The 19193-nt window shown below is 66.5% G+C and carries 19 protein-coding genes and 1 tRNA gene; 6 read left to right on the plus strand and 14 right to left on the minus strand.

What is annotated here, in order from left to right; genetic code table 11:
• Nucleotides 1-237: 237 nt before the first annotated feature.
• A complete protein-coding gene (locus ACU0BR_RS02095) occupies nt 238-756 on the minus strand; it encodes a hypothetical protein (RefSeq protein ID WP_446155187.1) in 519 nt (172 codons plus the stop codon).
• 129 nt (nt 757-885) lie between these two features.
• Here ACU0BR_RS02095 and pyrF point away from each other — a divergent pair, with 129 nt between their 5' ends.
• On the plus strand, nt 886-1599 hold the full coding sequence (gene pyrF, locus ACU0BR_RS02100) for an orotidine-5'-phosphate decarboxylase (RefSeq protein ID WP_446155188.1): 714 nt from the start codon (nt 886-888) through the stop codon (nt 1597-1599).
• A 39-nt stretch (nt 1600-1638) separates the two neighbouring features.
• On the opposite strand, the gene ACU0BR_RS02105 is transcribed toward pyrF, so the two are convergent.
• Together ACU0BR_RS02105 and ACU0BR_RS02110 are read right to left on the minus strand one after the other, a co-directional pair.
• Nucleotides 1639-1935 carry a DUF6958 family protein gene (locus tag ACU0BR_RS02105; protein WP_446155189.1) on the minus strand — a complete coding sequence of 99 codons (297 nt, stop codon included), beginning with the start codon at nt 1933-1935 and terminating at the stop codon, nt 1639-1641.
• Complete coding sequence (locus ACU0BR_RS02110) at nt 1932-2360, minus strand: NUDIX domain-containing protein (protein ID WP_446155190.1); 429 nt, start codon at nt 2358-2360, stop codon at nt 1932-1934. Before ACU0BR_RS02110 ends, ACU0BR_RS02105 begins: the two co-directional genes overlap by 4 nt.
• Before the next feature lie 106 nt (nt 2361-2466).
• Here ACU0BR_RS02110 and ACU0BR_RS02115 point away from each other — a divergent pair, with 106 nt between their 5' ends.
• A complete protein-coding gene (locus tag ACU0BR_RS02115) occupies nt 2467-3720 on the plus strand; it encodes a DNA polymerase IV (protein ID WP_446155191.1) in 1254 nt (417 codons plus the stop codon).
• A 36-nt stretch (nt 3721-3756) separates the two neighbouring features.
• On the opposite strand, the gene ACU0BR_RS02120 is transcribed toward ACU0BR_RS02115, so the two are convergent.
• A complete protein-coding gene (locus tag ACU0BR_RS02120; RefSeq protein WP_446155192.1) occupies nt 3757-4617 on the minus strand; it encodes an N-formylglutamate amidohydrolase in 861 nt (286 codons plus the stop codon).
• 146 nt (nt 4618-4763) lie between these two features.
• Between ACU0BR_RS02120 and ACU0BR_RS02125 the strand changes: the two genes are divergently transcribed.
• A tRNA-Val gene (locus tag ACU0BR_RS02125) sits at nt 4764-4838 on the plus strand.
• 64 nt (nt 4839-4902) lie between these two features.
• The gene (gene ykgO / locus ACU0BR_RS02130) at nt 4903-5028 is read left to right on the plus strand and encodes a type B 50S ribosomal protein L36 (protein ID WP_005850168.1); all 126 of its coding nucleotides are present in this window, start codon (nt 4903-4905) and stop codon (nt 5026-5028) included.
• Between the two features lie 602 nt (nt 5029-5630).
• Here ykgO and ACU0BR_RS02135 read toward each other — a convergent pair.
• The 5 genes from ACU0BR_RS02135 to ACU0BR_RS02155 all read right to left on the minus strand — a co-directional run bounded on the left by ACU0BR_RS02135 (nt 5631) and on the right by ACU0BR_RS02155 (nt 11189).
• Entirely contained in the window at nt 5631-7328 is a 1698-nt protein-coding gene (locus tag ACU0BR_RS02135; RefSeq protein ID WP_446155193.1) for a peptidoglycan-binding protein, read from the minus strand.
• A 347-nt stretch (nt 7329-7675) separates the two neighbouring features.
• Nucleotides 7676-8407 carry an SDR family NAD(P)-dependent oxidoreductase gene (locus ACU0BR_RS02140; protein ID WP_446155194.1) on the minus strand — a complete coding sequence of 244 codons (732 nt, stop codon included), beginning with the start codon at nt 8405-8407 and terminating at the stop codon, nt 7676-7678.
• Nucleotides 8407-8961 (minus strand): DUF3833 domain-containing protein, encoded by a 555-nt coding sequence (locus tag ACU0BR_RS02145; protein WP_446155195.1) that lies wholly within the window; start codon nt 8959-8961, stop codon nt 8407-8409. Before ACU0BR_RS02145 ends, ACU0BR_RS02140 begins: the two co-directional genes overlap by 1 nt.
• Nucleotides 8962-9066: 105 nt before the next feature.
• Nucleotides 9067-9912 (minus strand): DUF1365 domain-containing protein, encoded by an 846-nt coding sequence (locus tag ACU0BR_RS02150; protein ID WP_446155196.1) that lies wholly within the window; start codon nt 9910-9912, stop codon nt 9067-9069.
• Nucleotides 9903-11189, minus strand: a complete 1287-nt coding sequence (locus tag ACU0BR_RS02155) for an NAD(P)/FAD-dependent oxidoreductase (RefSeq protein WP_446155197.1) — start codon at nt 11187-11189, stop codon at nt 9903-9905. Before ACU0BR_RS02155 ends, ACU0BR_RS02150 begins: the two co-directional genes overlap by 10 nt.
• Nucleotides 11190-11419: 230 nt before the next feature.
• On the opposite strand from ACU0BR_RS02155, the gene ACU0BR_RS02160 reads away from it, so the two are divergent.
• A complete protein-coding gene (locus ACU0BR_RS02160) occupies nt 11420-11944 on the plus strand; it encodes a sigma-70 family RNA polymerase sigma factor (protein ID WP_446155223.1) in 525 nt (174 codons plus the stop codon).
• A complete protein-coding gene (locus ACU0BR_RS02165) occupies nt 11941-12603 on the plus strand; it encodes a ChrR family anti-sigma-E factor (protein WP_446155198.1) in 663 nt (220 codons plus the stop codon). Before ACU0BR_RS02160 ends, ACU0BR_RS02165 begins: the two co-directional genes overlap by 4 nt.
• Before the next feature lie 3 nt (nt 12604-12606).
• On the opposite strand, the gene ACU0BR_RS02170 is transcribed toward ACU0BR_RS02165, so the two are convergent.
• The 5 genes from ACU0BR_RS02170 to ACU0BR_RS02190 form a co-directional block, all read right to left on the minus strand.
• Nucleotides 12607-13815, minus strand: coding sequence for a DNA recombination protein RmuC (locus ACU0BR_RS02170; RefSeq protein ID WP_446155199.1), 1209 nt, complete (start codon nt 13813-13815; stop codon nt 12607-12609).
• Nucleotides 13812-15734 carry a DNA mismatch repair endonuclease MutL gene (gene mutL / locus ACU0BR_RS02175; protein ID WP_446155200.1) on the minus strand — a complete coding sequence of 641 codons (1923 nt, stop codon included), beginning with the start codon at nt 15732-15734 and terminating at the stop codon, nt 13812-13814. The genes ACU0BR_RS02170 and mutL overlap by 4 nt, the downstream gene beginning before the upstream one ends.
• 45 nt (nt 15735-15779) lie before the next feature.
• A complete protein-coding gene (locus ACU0BR_RS02180; protein WP_446155201.1) occupies nt 15780-17090 on the minus strand; it encodes a M16 family metallopeptidase in 1311 nt (436 codons plus the stop codon).
• Complete coding sequence (locus ACU0BR_RS02185; RefSeq protein WP_446155202.1) at nt 17087-18532, minus strand: M16 family metallopeptidase; 1446 nt, start codon at nt 18530-18532, stop codon at nt 17087-17089. The genes ACU0BR_RS02180 and ACU0BR_RS02185 overlap by 4 nt, the downstream gene beginning before the upstream one ends.
• 129 nt (nt 18533-18661) lie before the next feature.
• A complete protein-coding gene (locus ACU0BR_RS02190) occupies nt 18662-19192 on the minus strand; it encodes a DUF3035 domain-containing protein (RefSeq protein WP_446155203.1) in 531 nt (176 codons plus the stop codon).
• Between the last annotated feature and the right edge of the window lies 1 nt (nt 19193).

Below are 19193 nucleotides of genomic sequence, written 5' to 3' on the forward strand. Positions count from 1 at the left end.
ACCAACTGCTCCAGCGTCACCATCTCAAGCTCGGTTTGCTGCGGGGAAGGCTTTCTCAACATACCCCATTGAATCAAAAGTCCCCGCACAAGGCGAGGACTTTGTCAGCAGTCTGAGCCCGCCCATCCGGCGGGCCTTTTCGTGTCTGAACCCCGGTCGCAGCCAGACCCGGCCGACGCGCCTGCGCAGGGGGTCGCGACCACGCCCGAGGGTCCGGCATGGCCGCTGCTTTTCCCCTTATTGCGCAGTGGCCGGTTGCGACGTCGTCGCCGAGCCGGGTTGCGCGTTCTGATCCGCCGGTTGCGGCTGCGTGGCGGTCTGGGGTTGAGCAGTCTGGGGCTGCGCCTGTGCCGGAGGCTGCGCAGGTTGCGGTTGATCCGACGGTGCCTGTGCGGCAGGGGCGGTCTGCGCGGCATTCGGCTGCGGCGCGCCATCCGTGCTGCCGACCGTCTGATCGGCGGCCTGATCCTGCAACGGCGTGGTGGGAAGCGATGCGCTGCCATCGGGCGTCTGTTCCAGCGTCGAGGCGGTGGTCTCCGGCGAGGCGACAGGCGTATTGGCACCGGGATCTACCACGTTGTCCTTCTTTGACTGCTCACCGACGGCATCGATCCCGGCCAACGGCTCATCCTGACCTTGCGTGAACAAAAAGAAGACGACGATCAGCGCGACGACGCTGACCGACACGATGGCAAGGGGCACGATCAGGCTGGGGCGACCTTTCCGATCCATTCGCGCGGCGGCTGTGGTAGACATGATGAACTCCTTGCTCGAAAATAGGGGCACCCGGAAAACGTTCCAAAAGGCCCTCGGTTCCGCTGGAGCTTGTCTTGCGGCGGGCGTTCTGGCATCGAGACGCTCAACCTTGACCGAAAGGCGCCGCCGATGATGCAACCTGCCCCCTCCTCCGACGATCGCCTCATTGTGGCGCTCGACGTGCCCGATGCCTTGCAGGGGCTCAAACTTGCATCGGAACTGGGCGACGCGGTCTCCTTCTACAAGATCGGGCTGGGCATGTTGACGGGCGGCGGGCTGGCCCTGGCAAATGAGCTGAAACAGGATCAGGACAAGAAGATCTTTCTGGACATGAAGCTCTTCGACATCGGCGCCACGATCGAAGCGGCAGTGCGGGGCCTTTGCGGATACGATCTGGATCTGCTGACCGTCCATGGCGACCCCAACGTCGTACGGGCCGCGGCGGAAGGCAGAGGCACCCGCGCCACGAAGATCCTGGCGGTGACGATTCTGACATCGCTGGACCGCGCCGATCTCGACGATGGCTGCATCAAATCCGGCGATCTGCGCAGCCTGGTCCTGGAACGCGCGGCGCGCGCGTTGGAGGCCGGGGCGGACGGCGTTATCGCCTCCCCGCAGGAGGCAGAGGCCATTCGCGCCCTGCCCGAAGCCGCCGGTCGCCTGATCGTGACGCCGGGCGTGCGCCCGCAAGGTGCCGCGCGGGGCGATCAGAAGCGCACCGCAACACCTGCGGCGGCGATTTCCGCGGGGGCGGATCATATCGTCGTCGGCCGCCCGATCTGGCAGGCCGAGGATCCGCGCGCGGCCGCCCATGCGATCCTGGCGGAGCTGTCCGGCAGCTGAGCCGCAGCCCCGGCCCGATCGGAGCCGGACAAGGCCACATCACGGCACGGTCCGGGCCATCCGACCCGCCCCGCCCGTGCTGCTGAGCCGCAATTCACCTGCCAATTGCATTTCGCACATCACCATCTTGGTGATCCATCCAATGGATCCGAGCGCCGCACGCTGGCGTGCCGTCAGGCGGGCGGCGACGGCCGCGGGCAACTCGCGGCAGGGGAATTCCGGCGCCCCGAGGTGTTCCACAGCCTCCAGAATGGCCGCGCGCACCAGGGCGAACTTCCAGTCGCGCGGCCGCAAGACGGGCACCGCCCTGCCGGTATCGACGCGTATCTCGATCATCGGATCACTCCTTCCGAAAAGAGGAAATTTCCCAGCCGGGACAGCAGCGGGTCCGGCATCTGCGGGTCGCGCAGAAACTGCGCCACGCCCCAAAGCTGCCAATCGGCGCGTCCGCCCCCGTCGCCGAGGGTCGCAAGTCTTTCCGCCGTCAGCGCGGCCGTAAAAAGCCAGTCTTCGCCCGACGCGGGCGGATCGGCGCCGTAGCGGCCCCGCCAGATCAGATCGCCCGCCCCCAGGAACAGGCCAAGATCCTCCCATATGTGCCGGATCACGCAATCCTCGGCGCTTTCGGCAGATTCGCGGGCGCCGCCGGGCAGGTCCCAGTCGCGGTGCGCCGCGGCGCCCGCCGTTTCGACCCGCCGCTGCACAAGCAGCGCGCCATTGCCGACGAGAGCCAGCCGTGCCTCTGTAAAATCATCTGTCACGCAAAGTTCCCCGGATGTTCTCCCGATCATAGCACCCGATTCGTTAGCAATAGATGATCGCCTTCGGTATATTGTCGCTTCCTCCGCACAGGGCTATCCTATCCCCATGACCAGCCTCTGCCGCGACTGCCTGACGTGTTTTCCGGGAGGGGCCCGCTGCCCCGCTTGCGGACGGCCCCGCGTCGTCAGCCATCCCGAGCTGAGCGAACTGACGATCGCGCATATGGATTGCGACGCGTTTTACGCATCCGTCGAAAAGCGCGACAACCCGGCGCTGCGCGATGTGCCCGTGATCGTGGGGGGCGGACAGCGCGGCGTGGTGACGACAGCCTGCTATATCGCGCGCATCCGCGGCGTGCACTCCGCGATGCCGATGTTCAAGGCGCTGCAACTGTGCCCCGAGGCCGTGGTCGTGAAGCCCCGCCTGAAGGTCTACGCCGAGGTCTCGCGCGCCATTCGCCAGATGATGCTGGAACTCACCCCGGCGGTGGAGCCCCTTTCGCTGGACGAGGCGTTTCTGGACCTGGGGGGCACACAGCGGCTGCACGGGCACCCTCCCGCCGTGATGCTGGCGCGGCTGGTGCGCCGGATGCAGGCCGACCTCGGGATCGGCGGCTCGATCGGGCTGTCGCACAACAAGTTTCTCGCCAAGATCGCCTCCGACCTGGACAAGCCGCGCGGATTTTCGGTGATCGGCAAGGCGGAAACCACGGCATTTCTGCGCGACAAGCCGGTCTCGATGATCTGGGGCGTGGGGCGCGCGACGCAGGCGGCGCTGGATGCGGCGGGCATTCGCAGCATTTCCGATCTGCTGCGTTGGGATCGCAAGGATCTGCACAGCAGATTCGGCAGCATGGGCGACAGGCTGTGGCATTTCGCGCGCGGCCAGGACGTCAGGCGCGTCTCACCCGATGCGCCGGTCCGCTCGATTTCCAAGGAAACCACCTTTTCCGTCGATACCGGCGCGACGGAGATCCTGGACGGGCACATCTGGCGGCTGGCCGAACAGGTCTCCGACCGCGCCAAGGCGCGCGGTCTGGCGGGCCGCGTCGTGACGCTGAAACTCAAGCGATCGGATCACAAGGTGCTGACGCGCCGCACGGGCCTGCGCGATGCCACGCATTACGCCGACCACATCTATCGCAAGGCGCGCGATCTTTACGACCAGCTGGGCGATGCTGGGCCTTACCGGCTGATCGGCGTCGGGCTGAGCGAACTGGTCCCGGCCGCGATGGCGGATCTGTCGGGCGATCTGCTGGACCCCGGCGCGGCGCGGCGCAAGGCCGCGGAACGCGCCACCGATGCCATCCGCGCGCGTTTCGGGGCCAAGGCGATCGTCAGGGGCCGGGCGCTGCGCTAGGCTCGCGCGCGCCCGCCGTCCTGCCAGCGGTCCGCCCTATTCCGCGGCGAGGCGCTGGTTGCGGCGGCCCAGCGCGGCAATCTCTTCCATCACCGCACGCATCAGGCGGCGGAAGCTTTTGAAGTTGCCGTTGGGACGGATCATATGTTCGTTCATGTAAAGCGAACGGTCGATTTCCACCTGAATGGCATGCTGACGGCGCGAAGGCCTGCCGTAACGCTGCGCGATATAGGCCCCGGCGAAGGGGGCGTTGCGCACGACGTGCAGCCCGGCGCGCTGGAATGCCCGCTCGACCCCATCCATCACCTCTTCGGCACAGGCGGCGCCGAAACGGTCGCCCAGCACGATCTCGGGCCGTCTCTGACCCGGTTTCACCGCGCCCTCGATGGCCTCATGCGGCATGGAATGCAGGTCGATCAGGATCGCCTCGCCGTAGCTGCCATGAGCGCGGTCGAGCAAATTCTGCAAGGTGTCATGATACGGCCGCCAGTGCTGGGCGATCCGGTTCTGCGCCTCGCCCAGCGTCAGCTTGCCGTGATAGATCGCGCGGCCGTTCGACACGACGCGCGGAATCACGCCCAGGCCGGAACTGATCCGCGGATTCAGCTGGCTGCGCCGCACCCCGTCGACAAGCGCGGGGTCCAGTTCTTCGACCGAGCGGTTCAGATCGACGAAGGCGCGCGGCGCCGAGGCGGCCAGCAGCGGCGCCCCGAAACGCGGTGCATCCTCGAACAGCAGATCGACAAAAGCGTCTTCGGAAGACCGGATCGCACGCCCGTCGAGGATCGTCTGCGCCAGAAACGAATCCGGGTAATCCCTGCCGCTGTGCGGAGAGGCGAAAACCACGCAGGTCGTGCACGGCTCCGGCAGGATCAGACGATAGGGCGCTTGGGTCATGCAATCTCCTCTGCTCTTGGATATAGAGGTAAAACTTAGGCATTCAAAAGCCCTTGAACACTTCTTCGACTCCCATTATAGCCCTGCGAACCGACGCGGTTCTGCCGCGTCCTGTTCATTTAGGGACAGGCGGACCCGGTCGGTAAGGGCGGTTAGCTCAGTGGTAGAGCACTTCGTTGACATCGAAGGGGTCACAAGTTCGAACCTTGTACCGCCCACCATCGCCTCCATCCGGGGGCACGGAATTCAACCAGGCGCTCGCGCGCCGCGACGAAGGGGAAGACCATGAAGGTCCGCAACTCGCTCCGCTCGCTGAAAAATCGGCACCGCGACTGCCGCGTCGTGCGCCGCAAAGGCCGCGTATACGTCATCAACAAGACGCAGCGCCGGTTCAAGGCCCGCCAGGGCTGATCGCCTGACCGCGACAGCTTGACGCCTGCTATCAGCTCGCATGAATAAACCCGCCGGATCGCTCCGGCGGGTTTTTCCAATGTGGGAGGAATGATGTTTTTCATCAAACATGCGGTACTGAAATCCGGTTCGGTGCGGGACGAGAGCAAGCGCGCTTCATAGCCTTTGCGCCTATTTTCAGTCCTTGTCGCGACGGGCAGATAGAAGCGGCCCGGTCACATTCACTTGGCGTCTTTCCGGCTCTTGGCATCTTCCCGGCCCGCCTTCTGGCCCTTAGCGCTTTTTCCGGCCCGACTTCTGGCCCGGAGCGTCCTTCTTGGGCCCCTGGGAGCCCGAGTGAGACCCCGAGGAGGCGCCCTGTTTGGGGGTCGAGGGTTTGGATGGCTGATTTGATGTAGGCATCGTCGTTTACCCAAAATGTCGACGGCAGGGATTTGCCGCCGCACATTCAGGATACTACACCCCCGGACCCCGGCAAGAGTCGTCGACCTCGCGTTCACGCTGGCAGGCCAAAACTGGCTCAGCGGCGGTTCGCGCCGCCGAGCATTCGCGCGGCCATGCGATGAGCGGACCCGGGCGGCACCAACCGCAGCGGCGAAGGCTTACTGTACCGCCTCCGCAATGATGCGCACGACGGTCTGGCGGCTGAGATAGCCGGTCACATCGAGATTGCGCGTGCGCTGGTATTCCCGGATCGCCCGCCGCGTCTGCTCTGTCATGCGGCCGTCGGCGGGCCCGGGGTCAAGCCCCAGCGACGCGAGGCGCTTTTCGACCAACAGAAAGGTCACCGGCGCCAGCGCAAGTTGCTGCTCCTCGGCGCGGGCGGATTCGGCGCGCGCGTCATTGCGGTTCTGTTTCTGCGCCTGATCCTGCAATCGGGCGATTCGATTGGTGGCCTCATCGTGGAAAATGCCGTCGGGATAGCTGCGCAGATAGTCCCGGTACGCCTGGATCGTTCCCACCGACACCGCGTTATCCCAGTCGGAGCGTTCGCGTGCCTCGGTGTTGGCGCGTTGCGACCTGCGCAATTCCTCGAGCCTGGATTTCGCGAGATCGGCGAAACGGCCCTCCGGATAGCGTTTCAGATAGTCGCGAATGCCCGATTCGCTGGTGCCCCGCCCGGTCTGGCGCCAATAGGCGCCGTCCTTGCGGCGCTCCTCTTCCTGCGCCTGACGCTCCTCCGCCCTGACTTCGGAAGCCCGCTTGTCGGCCTGCGCCGTAAGCGCGGCAAGCTGCGGGCGGTCGAGATAGCCGTTCACGTCAAAATTGTTGGCTTTTTGCCAATTGCCGATCGCGTTGCGGGTGCCACGGCCGAAAATCCCGTCAATGCCGCGCGTATCATAGCCCAGAATGGTCAGATTGCGCTGGATCTGACGCTTTGCGCCGCGGTTGAGATCCAGCGCTTTCTCGACGTCGCTGGCCTTTCGCGTCGGCGCTTCGTCCAGGCGTTTGAGCGCATCGCGGGCGGAGCGCGCGAAATCGCCGCGCGGATAGCGGTCGAGATAGGCCTGAAACGCCGAGGCGGTGCCGATTTCATTCACAGCCGTCCAATAGGCCCGCTCCGCGTCGGCGCTGTCGTTGCCGCGCGACGGCGCCGGTCTGGGCGGCACCTGGGGGCGGGACTGCCGCGGCAGGAAACTCTCATCCGCGGGCAGATAGCCCAGCGCCGTCAGCCCCCTGCCCTCGCGCTTGACCGCCCGGTCGATGACGGTGCCGTTCGTCAGCACCGATTGCGCCATGAAGTCGGACAGGCGTGCCGCCGGGCCGGTGATCACGGTCACGCCGTCGGGGACCCTCAGGTTGCCCAGCCCGTCGATCACCCCGGTTTCCGGTCGCTGGCGGCGGTTGCTGCCGACCTCGCCCAGCCCGACCACGGATTCGCCCGGCACCTGCGCCGCAAGATCCAGGATCAAGGAGACCGGGATAGCGTTTTGCGGCAGGTTGGCCAATGTGGGCACGGGCACGTCGACCGGCAAAAACCAGGTGGTGCTGCCCGAAGTCACGAAACGCCCCGTCAGCAGGATGAACTGCTGCTCGGTGCCGCCGGTCACATCCGTGTAGGCCGACAGCGCGCGTTCAATCTGATCGCTGCGCAGATCATTGGCGCGCACGACGGTGAAACCGGCCTGCTCCAGCCGCCGCTGCGTCTGCTGCGCCGCGGCGCCGCCGTCGGCGCGTTCCAGCGTGGTGTAATTCTCGTTTCCGATCACCAGCGCCGTGCGGGTATCGGCAGCGGCCGCTCCGGTCGACACGGCTGCCAGTCCGACAAGGATGGTCAGCAGTTTCGGCGTCTTGAGCATAATGAGGTCTCCGGGAAGGCTATGTGTTCAGTTCTGGCAATCTTCGGTGACTTTACCCTCGTTTGGCAAGCAACCGGGCGTCACAACGCCGCTAGCGCCGTTCGGCGTCTGCCTGACAGGAACGCACGGCGCGGCGGCAAAGTTTCCCCCGGACACAGTTTTGTTCCACCGCATATCACATCGGCAGCGAAGGCGCAGTTGCATCGCGCCCGGCCCGCATCCGCCGGAGCGGGCGGCGGGGCATGTATCCGACCGTATCGCAGCCACCTTGCGCCGCCGCGCACCACGGGCGATTAGAATGCCTCCGGCGGGGATATTTCGGCCCTTTGGAACTGCGGGGGCTCCCGTCAGGAGAAGAGGCGGAAGTAGAGGCTGTCGGGCAGGAATTGCGCCGCGCGGAATACCCAGGAAAAGGGCGCGGGAAAGCTGCGCTTGAACCCGCCCCTGCGCATCTGGTCGAAGATCCGGTGCGCGGCCGCGTCGGGTTCCATCAGGAAGGGCATGCGGAAATCGTTCTTGTCGGTCAGCCGGGTGCGGATGAATCCGGGATTGGCGAGCTGCACCTCCAGCCCGGTGCCGCGCAGATCGGCGTGCAGGCTTTCGGCCATGACCATGATGCCGGCCTTGCTGGCCCCGTAGCCCACCGACCCGGGCAGCCCGCGATACGCCGAGAGGCTGCCCGTCAGCACGATATGACCCGCGCCCCGCGCCAGCATGGCGGGCAGTACCGCGCCCAGGATGCGTGCCGTGCCGGTGAAGTTGATGTCGCACATCTTCTCGATCAGGTCGGGGTCCCATTGCGCGGCGGGCATCGGCCAGTACACGCCCGTCATCTGAACCACGCCGTCGATGGGCCCCAGCTGCGAGGCCGCGCTGCGCAGCGACGCGGCCTCGGCCACGTCGACGGGAACGACGCGCGGTTGGCCGGGCAGTTCGGCCGCCAGCGCATGCAGCCGGTCGCTTGAACGTGCCGACAGGATGAGTTCGGCGCCCGCATCGGCCAGCAGATGCGCAAGCGCGCGGCCCAGCCCCTCGCTCGCGCCGACGATCCAGTACCGCCTGCCGTTGAAATCGCGCATCAGGGCTTTGATATCGTGGCGACGAGCTCCGCGATCCGAAAGCCGAACTTGCGGAACTGGCTGCGGTTCACGATCGTGCCGTTGTTGAGCATGTACATCCAGTCCGTCGCCTTCAGCACGTGGCCGCCCGTGCTCTGCGGCAGCCTTATGCGGTAGGACAGATGCACACCCGCCCCCGCCTGACGCCCCACGCCCGTACCGATCACGTCATCCGCGCGGGCAGCGAAGCTGCCGTCGCCATTGAGGGTCAGCAGCCATTTGCGATGCTGCGTCTCGCCGCTGTCGTAGCGGAACTCCTCCGACATGACGCCCTCGTTCCCGGTCCAGACGGTATCCATGTCCGCCTCGAACCGCGACACCACGCGCCCGGAGGGGCCGTAGATCACGCCCTGGCACAGAAGATGGCCGTCCAGATGCCTGCGGACATCGAAGACCGGCCCCTGATCGGCATAATCGTCGGGTTCCTGCGCGACAAAGCCGCAACGGGCATGCCAATACCAAGCCAGGGCAAGGGCCGCGAGCGCGCCGACGAAACTCCAGAGTATTGGCTCCAATGTGGGCTCCTCAGCCGTTGGAAGGATGCCGCGCGCGGGCTGGCGCAGCCGATATCACCTTGCCTGCCTGCGCAAGGGCAAACGTCAAAACGCCCGGGACGCACATCATTGCGACACTTCGGATTCGGGCGGCATCGGGCGCGGGCGATAGATCGCCCCTTTCCACCACAGCTTGAGCGCCTGCCAGTGGATCAACCCCAGCACCCGGCGCGATCCGAACGGGCGGCGCAGGCAGGCGCGCAGGATGGAGGCATCCGTCAACGGCCGGCGCGCCCCCGAAAACGTCGCCACGAGCCCGCCGCGCCCCGCGTGGTGCGGCCCCCCGTGTGCACCGCCGTGTGCACCGCCGTGTGCACCGCCATCTGAGCCGCCGCCTGCGCCGTCGTCATAGGCGATACGTATATCGACATGCTGCGCCGTGATGTCGAAGCGGAAGGTATATGCGCCCGCGACGGGCTGAAACGGCGAGACGTGGAAGATCTTGCGCGCCGTCAGCCGGTCGTCCGGGCCGATGGGCGTCGCGTCGGGCTTCACGCAGAGATAGCTGTGGCGGTCGCCGAAGGTATTGCTGACCTCCGCGATCACGGCTCGCAAGCGGTCTTGCGCATCCTGGATGAGCCAGAAGCTGACCGGGTTGAACACATGGCCCAGCACGCGCGGCTGCGACAAGAGCAGGATCGGGCTATCGCAAAGCCCGTCCTGGCCTGCGTTCCGCAGCACTTGGCGAACCCAATCCGGCCCGCGCCCTTTGCCGGGGGGGCCGCCGTGATCGCTGTCGTGAAGTGCCATGAGGTTGAAACGGTTGCGCGAAAACAGACGGGGGCTGCGCCGTGTCGCATCCCTGTCAGGCTGCGTCAGCAGATAGTCCATGCCATAGCGAAACCGATTGGCGATGGCGCCGCTTCTGCTGTGCATCGTCCGGCCGACAATATGTTCCGGTGTCAGGCCCATGCCGGAACCTCGCCCAATCGCCGCACGACGTCAACCGCGCTGGCATAACCGTCCTCGTGGAAGCCGTTCCGCATCCAGGCGCCGCAATACCAGATCCGGTCCGCCCCATTCACGCGGCGCAGGGTGTCCTGCGCGGCCAATGCGTCCAGATCGAACACCGGGTGGCGAAAGACCGTGCGGTCGTGGATGCGCGCCGGGTCGATCCGGCGCTGGCTGTTGAGCGTGACGAACAGAGGATCGTCCTGCGGGATCGGCTGCAGCGAGTTCATCCAGTAGGTCAGATCGATCGGCCCGCCGCTGCGCCCGGACTGCTCGGTGTAGTTCCAGCTTGACCAGCAGCCCCGGCGGCGCGGCATGACGGAAGCATCGCTGTGCAGGACGGCCTCGTTCGGCTGGTAACGCACGGCCGCGAGCGCCCGCGCCTCGACGGGTTCGGGATCTTGCAGCAGGCCGAGCGTATCGTCGGAGTGGGTGGCGAAAACGACCTCGTCGAAACTGTCGATCTGGCCATCGGTGCCGGTGACTTCCACGCCCTCGGCGGCGCGGCGCACATGCGCGACGGGCGCGTTCACGCGCAGCGCCACCCCCAGGGCCTGCATCGCGGCGCGCAGACGGGCGACATATTCGACCGATCCCCCGCGCACCGTGTACCATTGATGCTGTCCACTGTGATCCAGCAGCGCGTGGTTGTGGAAGAACTGCACAAAGGCCTGCGCCGGGAAATCCATCATATGCGCGGGCGGGGTCGACCAGATCGCCCCGGACAGCGGGGTCAGGTAATAGTTGCGGAACCAATCGCCCAGTTGCAGCTGATCCAGCAGCATCCCCAGCGTCACGGCCGGGTCCTGCGCGGCCTGCAACGCGCGCGCGTTGAATCGCAGGACATCGCGGATCATGCGCAGATAGGACGGGCGCAGCAGGTTGCGTTTCTGCGCGAAAACGGTGGCCAGGCTGCGCAGACCGTATTCCACCCGCCCCCCGTCGATCGAGGCGGCGAAGCTCATGTTGCTCTTTGCGATCGGCACGTCGAGCTTTTCGAACAGCCGCGTGAGATGCGGGTAATTGACCTTGTTGAACACGATGAACCCGGTATCGACCGGCTGATCGCCGCGCCGGCCCGCCATCACGGTGCGTGCGTGCCCCCCCAGCGCGCCCGACGCCTCGTAGAGGACCACCTGGTGCTGCCCGGCCAGCATATAGGCCGCGCCCATGCCGGAAATTCCGCCCCCGATGACGGCAATCCGCTTGCCGGACGGTCCCTGGTATTCAAACGGCATCTCTGGCCCTTTTCTGCATGGCTGACCGGAATACGTAGCCCAATTGAAATCGGATGAGAAAAATTGCTATTGATCCGGCGACCGCCCGCGCGCGTATCCCTCGGGAAAGACACCCGCGCCGCAGGCTGTCGTCAGATCGTGCATGACCGGCCAAATGCCGTCACCCCGTGCGATCCGAAAGGCAGGTGCAGCAGGTGAACGTAACCGCGGATGAGAAACGAAAGCTTTGGCTGGATCACATCGTTCGCATCAGGACGCGGGCCGACAAGGCCGCGTTTGCGGAGCTGTTCGTGTATTTCGCGCCCCGGATCAAGGCGTTCCTGATCCGCAGCGGGGCGTCGGACGCGCTGGCCGAGGAATGTGTGCAGGACGTCATGGCAACGGTTTGGCAGAAATCGCATCAGTTCGACGCATCGCGCGCCAGTGTCGCGACCTGGATCTTCACCATATCGCGCAACCGGATGATCGACGCGCTGCGCAAGGTGCGCCGCCCCGAACCCGAAGAGCTGCCCTGGGGACCGGAACCCGATGTCACACCGCTGGAGACGCTGGCCCTCCAGCAGGACGCCGCACGGTTGAGCGCGGCGATGGCGGGCCTGCCCGAAAAGCAGCGCAAGCTCATCGAAAGCGTCTATTTCGGTGACCGGACGCACAGCCAGGTGGCCGAGGAAACCGGCCTGCCGCTCGGCACGATCAAAAGCCGCATCAGGCTGGCGCTCGAGAAACTGCGCCACAGCATGGGACCGACAGGATGACCGAACCCAGACACCATCCCGACGACGCGCTGTTGCAGGCTCATGCGGCGGGCCGCCTGCCCGAGGCCTTCGCTCTGGTGATCGCGACACATCTGTCGCTATGCGACAGCTGCCGCGCCACGGTGATCTACCACGAGTTCATCGGCGGGGCGTTGCTGGAATCGCAAACCGCGCCGATCGCGCCGGACCTGCTGGACCGCACGCTGACGCGCGCCGAATTGCAGCAGGCGCCGGAGCCGCGCGATCCTGCGCCCGTCTCCTCCTCCGGCGCGGCCGGCCGCGACGTGCCGCAGCCGCTGCGCGACTATATCGGCGCCGATCTGGAACAGCTGCGCTGGCGGCCGGTGGGGCTGGGCGTGTCCCAGGCGGTCGTGACGGGAAAGCCTCCGGCGGTGGCGCGGCTGCTGCGCATCCCGCCGGGCACCTCGCTGCCCGATCATGGCCATGAGGGGCGCGAACTGACGCTGGTGCTGCGCGGCTCGTTCCGCGACAGCAACGACCGCTTCGGCCCCGGCGATCTGGAGATGGCCGACACCTCGGTCACGCATACGCCGGTGGCGGATGACGCCATGCCCTGCATCTGTCTGGCCGCGACCGATGCACCGCTGCGGTTCAATTCGCTGCTGCCCCGTCTGGCGCAACGCTTCATCGGGATCTGAGCGTCAGAGGCCGCCGCCCTCGCCCCGCAGCAGCGCGGCTTCGGGTCCGCGGTCCAGCGGCGATTGCGATGCGGCGTCCTGATCGGGCGCCAGATCCTCGAAGTCGAAATTATCCAGCCGCTTGGCGCGGCGACCGGCCTTTTCGGCCGAGATCTTGATCTCGGCGATATCGCGCGCGGCTTGGTGAAAATGCGTGTCCAGCCGCGCGACGCGGGTGCCCAGCCGATCCACATCCGCATCCAGCAGCGCCAGTTCCTTGCGAATCGCGCCGGCCTGTTCGCGCATCCGGGCGTCCTTCAGCACCGCGCGCATCGTGTTGAGCGTCGCCATGCAGGTGGTGGGTGAAACGATCCACACCCGCGCGGCGAAGCCTTCGCGCACGATGTCGGAAAAATTCGCGTGCAGTTCGGCATAGACGCTTTCGGAGGGCAGGAACATCAACGCGCCGTCGGCGGTTTCGCCCTCGACGATATATTTCTCGGAAATCGCGCGGATGTGGTGGCGCACGGCGGTGCGCATCTGGCGCGCGGCCTCTGCCAGCTCGGCGGCATTGGCGGCGCTGCGCAGACGCTCATAGGCCTCCAGCGGGAATTTCGCGTCGATCACCAGCGGCCCCGGTGGCAGCGGCAGGTGGATCAGGCAATCCGCGCGCTTGCCGTTGCTCAGCGTTGCCTGAAACGTATAGCTGTCGGGCGGCATCGCCTTTGACACGATGTCGTTCAACTGGATCTCGCCAAAGGCGCCGCGCGTCTGCTTGTTCGACAGGATATCCTGCAACGACAGGACATTGCCCGACAGCTTTTCGATATTGGCCTGCGCCTTGTCGATGGTGGCAAGCCGTTCCTGCAATTCACCCAGCGACCGCGCCGTGCGATTGGCGCTGCCGTGCAGCGTGTCGCCCATCGATTTCTGCACTTCCTCCAGCCGCTGTTCCATCGTGTGGACCATGCGCGCCTGCGCCATCGCCTGCGCCTCGCTGACGCTGCGCAGCCCGCCCGCCAGCTGGTGCTGCCCGTCCGACAGCGCCTGCACCCGCGCGCCCAGCTGCCCGATGCTGCTGATCAGCGGCTCGGTGCTGCGCGCGGAACGCCCCGCTGCGCGCAGCGACAGCGCCAACAACAACAGGATCATCAGAACCGATGCGATGCCTGCACCGGCCAGCCAGACCAGCGGGTCGTTGAAATCGACGGAAAGGGGCAAGGTGGTGTTCATGCGCGTCCGAACAGCCGCTCGATATCGGCCAGTCTGAGTTCGACATAGGTGGGGCGGCCATGGTTGCACTGGCCGGAATGGGGCGTGGCCTCCATCTCTCGCAGCAGGGCGTTCATCTCCTCCGCGCGCATACGCCGACCCGACCGGATGGAGCCGTGGCACGCCACCCGGCTCAGGATCGCCTCCAGCCGCGCGGCGAGCGATCCGCTGTCGCCCAGATCCGCCAGTTCGTCCGCAATGTCGCGGATCAGCCCGGCGGCGTCGACCTGCCCCAGGATCGCGGGGGTTTCGCGCACGGCGATCGCCCCGCCGCCGAAGGCGTCGCACACCAGGCCGAAGCGCGCCAGTTCGGGCGCGAAATCCAGCAGGCGGCCGACGTCATCCTCGGAAAGCTCGACGATCTCGGGGATCAGCAGCGTTTGCGAGGCGACCCCGTTCTGCTGCATCTGGCGCTTGAGCCTTTCATAGACCAGCCGTTCATGCGCGGCGTGCTGGTCGACGATCACCATGCCGGTTTCGGTCTGGGCGACGATGTAGTTTTCGTGCAGCTGCGCGCGCGCGGCCCCCAGTGGCAGGGCCTGCGCCTGCGGATCGGGGGCGGTCTCTTCGGCACGCGCCGAGGGGGCGGCGGTCTCGGCAAAGCCCGGTGCATCCGTCGGCGCAAGCTCTGCCGCCGCCAGATCTGGCGCCAAACCTGGCGCCGACCCTGCCGCGGGCAGCCCGGCGCGATCGGGTGCCTGCCACGTTCTGGCCGGATGCGCCGCACCAAAACCCGCACGATCCATCTGATAGATCCGCGCGGCCGGTGCCGCCCCTTCGGGGCGCATCGCGCCCAGCGCAGACCCTGCGACGGTGGTGGAGGCACGGTGCCCCGCCTCGGCCAGCGCATGGCGCAGGCCCGACACGATCAGACCGCGCGCAAGGCCGGGATCGCGGAACCGCACCTCTGCTTTCGCCGGATGCACGTTGACGTCCACGCGCTGCGGATCGCAGATCACGTTCAGCACCGCCGCGGGATGCCGGTCACGGCTGAGGAAATCGCGATAGGCCACGCGCAGCGCCCCCAACAGCAGACGATCGCGCACCGGGCGACCGTTGACGAAGAGGTACTGCGTCACCGCGCTGCCGCGCGAATAGGTGGGCAGCGCGGCAAAGCCGGTCAGGCGCAGGCCCTCGCGTTCGGCGTCTATGCGCAGCGCATTGGCGGAAAAATCCCGGCCCAGCAGGCGCGTCAGCCGGGTTGCCAGCACATCGAACAATTCGCCCTGCGCCGGGTCCAGCCGCAACAGGCTGCGGCCCTCGCCCCCGCCCGACACATCGGTCAGCGTAAAGCCGACATGCGGCTCGGCCATCGCAAGCCTGCGCACCACATCGCCGATCGCCTGGGCCTCGGCGCGGTCGCTGCGCAGGAACTTCAGCCGCGCGGGCGTCGCGTGGAACAGATCGCGCAGCGTGACCACGGTGCCGCGCGGCAAGGCGGCCGGGCGGACCGGATCGAGCTGCCCGCCCGCCACGCGGATCTCCGCCGCCTCACTGCTGCCCTTTGCACGCGACATGAGGCTCAGCCGCCCGACGGCGCCCAGCGACGGCAATGCCTCGCCGCGAAAGCCGAAGCTGTGGATGTTGAGCAGATCGCTGCCGTCGATCTTGGAGGTCGCGTGGCGCGACAGCGCCAGTGGCAGATCGTCGGCGGCGATGCCGTGCCCGTCGTCGGTGACGCGGATCAGGGTCTTGCCGCCGTCCGCATAGGCGACCTCGATCCGCGAGGCACCGGCATCCAGCGCGTTTTCCACCAGTTCCTTGACCGCGGAGGCGGGCCGCTCGACGACCTCACCGGCGGCGATCCGGTTGATCGCGGCATCGTCCAACTGCCTGATGCGTGTGGCTGCATGATGTATGTTGCGTGTCGGCTCTACCATGCCACGACATCTAGCAGCACCGCGCCGATTCGACCATTGGTCAGATCAATTGATCGACTTCATCCCCTCGGGCTCGCCGACAATCACGAAATTCAGCGTGTCCAAATTCAGCAGGCGCTTCGCCACGCGCTTGATATCCTCCTGCGTCACGGCATTGACCATGTCGTTGCGCGTGTCGATGTAGGACAGCGGCAGGCCGGTCAGCTGCATCCCCGCCAGAATATCGGCAATGCGGCCGTTGCCGTCAAAGCGCAGCGGGTAGGCGCCGGTCAGAAAGGTCTTGGCGTCCTCCAGCTCCTGCGCGCTGACGCCGTCGCGCGCCATGCGGGCCCACTCCTCGCGGATCACCTCTACCGTCCGGGCCATCCTGTCGTTGGATGACGCCACCTGCCCCAACAGCAGGGCGGCGTGTTCCTTGGGCACCAGATAGGTGCCGATCCCATAGGTCAGCCCGCGTTTCTCGCGCACCTCGGTCATCAAGCGCGATTCGAACCCGCTGCCGCCCAGGATATGGTTCATCACGAAGGCGGCAAAGAAATCGGGGTCGTCCCGCGCGATGCCCTGCTGGCCAAAGAGCGCCACGGATTGCGGCGTGTCGAAGGGCACCACGGTCACGCCGCCTTTCATCGCGATCTCCGTGTCCTTCGGCTGCGGCGCGCCGGTTTCGGGCAGATCGCCCAGCAGGTTGTCCAGCAGCTTGCCCAATTCCTCGGCCGAGATATCGCCCGCCGCGCCCACGACGACGTTGTCGCGCGCCAGCACATCGCGGTGCGCCTGGACCAGATCCTGCCGATCGAGCGCGCCCACGCTTTCCAGCGTGCCGGACTCGTTGGACCCATAGGGATGATCGCCATAGGCCTGCTTGTTGAACACGCGCGATGCGATCGACTGCGGGTCCTTCAGGTTCGAGGAAATCATCGAGAGGATCTGGCTGCGCACCCGTTCGATCGCATCCGCGTCGAACCGCGGATCGGTCAACGCCTGCCGCAGCAGCGCCACCGCCTGATCGCGGTTTTCGTTCAGAAAGCGGGCGGAGACCGACAACGCGTCGTCACCGACGTCAAAGCTGATGCTGGCGGCCAGTTCCTCCGTCGCGGTGGCGAAGGCGCGGGCGTCCATGTCGCCGCTGCCCTCTTCCAGAAGGGCGGTCATCAAGGAAATCGCCCCCCGCTTACCGGGCCGGTCCAGCGACGCACCGCCCTTGAAGTCTATCTGCAAGGCGACGAAGGGAATGGATTTTTCCTGCACCAGCCAGGCGTGGATGCCGCCTGGCGAGGTCACTTCCTGCACCTCGATGGCGGCGGCGGCGAACGGCAGGCTCAGCCCCAGCCACAGGGCGACGGCGAAACGGATCATTGCGTGACCTCCATCGAGGGGACAGCCACCGGCGGCGCCGACGGCAGATTGGCGGGCGCGGCGGTGTCAGGCGCAGCCGCTTCGGGTTGTGTCCCCTCTACCGACGGGGCGTCCGCGCCCATGAAATAGCCCGTCACCGAACGCCGCTTGTCCAGCAGATCCCGGGCCGCCGTCATGATCTGGTCGGCCGTCACCGACTGAAGGATCTCGGGCCAGGCCTGCACGTCCTCGACCGTCAGCCCCGACGCCAGCGCCGCGCCGTAGCGCTGAGTCTGCCCCTGCAGACTGTCCAGCCCGTAGATCGTCGAGGCGCGCAGCTGCCGCTTGATCCGCGTCAGCGCCGCCTCGTCCACGCCTTCATCGAGAAAGCTGCCCAGCGCATCGTCGAGCGCGGCCTCCGCTTCAGGCAGGGTGACGCCCGCGGCGGGCACCACCACAAAGTTGAAGCTGGTGGCGTCGAGACTGGTGCCGCCGTAGCCGGCGCTGGTGTAAAGCGCGAGCTTGCGGTCGAATTCCAGCCGCTGCCCCAGGAAAGAGGTGGCGGAATGCCCGCCCAGCAGATCCGCCAGCAACGTCAGCGCCGCGGCAGGTTCCTGCGCGCCGCTGTCGCGCTCGGGCGCGAGATAGGACCGGGTCACATAGGGCTGCGCCACGCGCGCGTCGTGAAACATCACCCGGCGCTCGGCAAGCTGCGGCGGCTCTTGCGGGCGGGCACGCTCGGGCAGGCGCGGATTGCGGGGGATCGCGCCGAAATAGGTCTCGGCCAGTTTCTTGACCTCGTCGGGATCGACATCGCCCGCGACGACCAGAACGGCATCGTTGGGCGAATAATAGATGTCATAGAAATCCAGCGCGTCCTGCAAGGTCAGCGCTTCGACTTCCTGTCGCCAGCCGACGATGGGGCGGCCGTAGGGGCTGTTGAGGTAAAGGGCGGCGTTGCGCTGTTCGGCAAAAAGCGCGGCCGGGTCGGAATCGGTGCGCTGGTTGCGTTCCTCGAGGATGACATCGCGTTCCGTCACCGCGTCTTCGGCCGTCAGCTTGAGGTTGACCATCCGGTCCGCCTCCATCTTCATCATCAGCTCCAGCCGGTCCGCGGCGACGCGTTGGTAATATCCGGTATAATCCCAGGAGGTGAACGCGTTGTCCGACCCGCCGTTCGCGGCGACGATCTTGGAGAACTCCCCCGAGGCCACCTGATCGGTGCCCTTGAACATCAGATGTTCCAGGAAATGCGCGATCCCCGACTTGCCCGGCGGTTCGTCCCCCGAACCGGCCCGATACCAGACCATGTTGACGACGACCGGCGCGCGGTGATCCTCGATCACGACGCCTTCCATGCCATTGGCGAGGGTAAAGCTGGTCACGTTGTCATCGATTTCCGCCGCCCGGGCCCCCAGCCCGGAGCCGATGGTGAACATTAGGGCAAACAGCAATCGCAGCATGACGGTCCTCGCTACCGGAGAGTTGGCCAGACCCTATCGCCAATCGCGGCAGGTTCAAGCGCCCATACGAGGTTGTGACCGGCGCGCCCCGTACTGGTCCCGTACAGGGCGAAAACGGGCGCGGGGGCTCTACTTCGGCGGCGGCGGGGCGCTAACGGTACGGATGCCCGCGCGCCGTATCCGCTCCAGCTCGCGGTATTGATCCAGCGAATAGGGGGCGTAGGCGTCGTAATAGAGGTTCTGCTTGAACAGACGCTCCAGCAGGCGCCCGTCGTTGCGGCGCCGGTATTCCAGATCTTCGGCGGCCAGCGTCGTGCGGATGCCCGGCGTGACGCCGTAGCGCGTCGCATAGCGCAGCGTGCCGGGATCGCCGCGCACCACGCCGGTGGGCACCAATGCGCCGGGGTTGCCGCCCAGCGCCGCGACCGCATCGCCGCGCGGCGTGGGGTCGACGCGATTGGCCTGACCCGGCGTCGGCGCCGGCAGGGCGGCGACATTCTGGGGGATCTGGATCGGCTTGTTCGGCAGGATCGCGAATTCATCCGGCGTCCCGTCGGAGGTGACATTCATGAGCCGCGGAACCTCGCTGCCGCAGGCTGTCAGAACGGCCAGTGACATGAGGGCGATCGCCCGTTTCAGAAATGTCTTCTCGATGACCATC

The sequence above is a fragment of the Brevirhabdus sp. genome, from assembly GCF_052826345.1.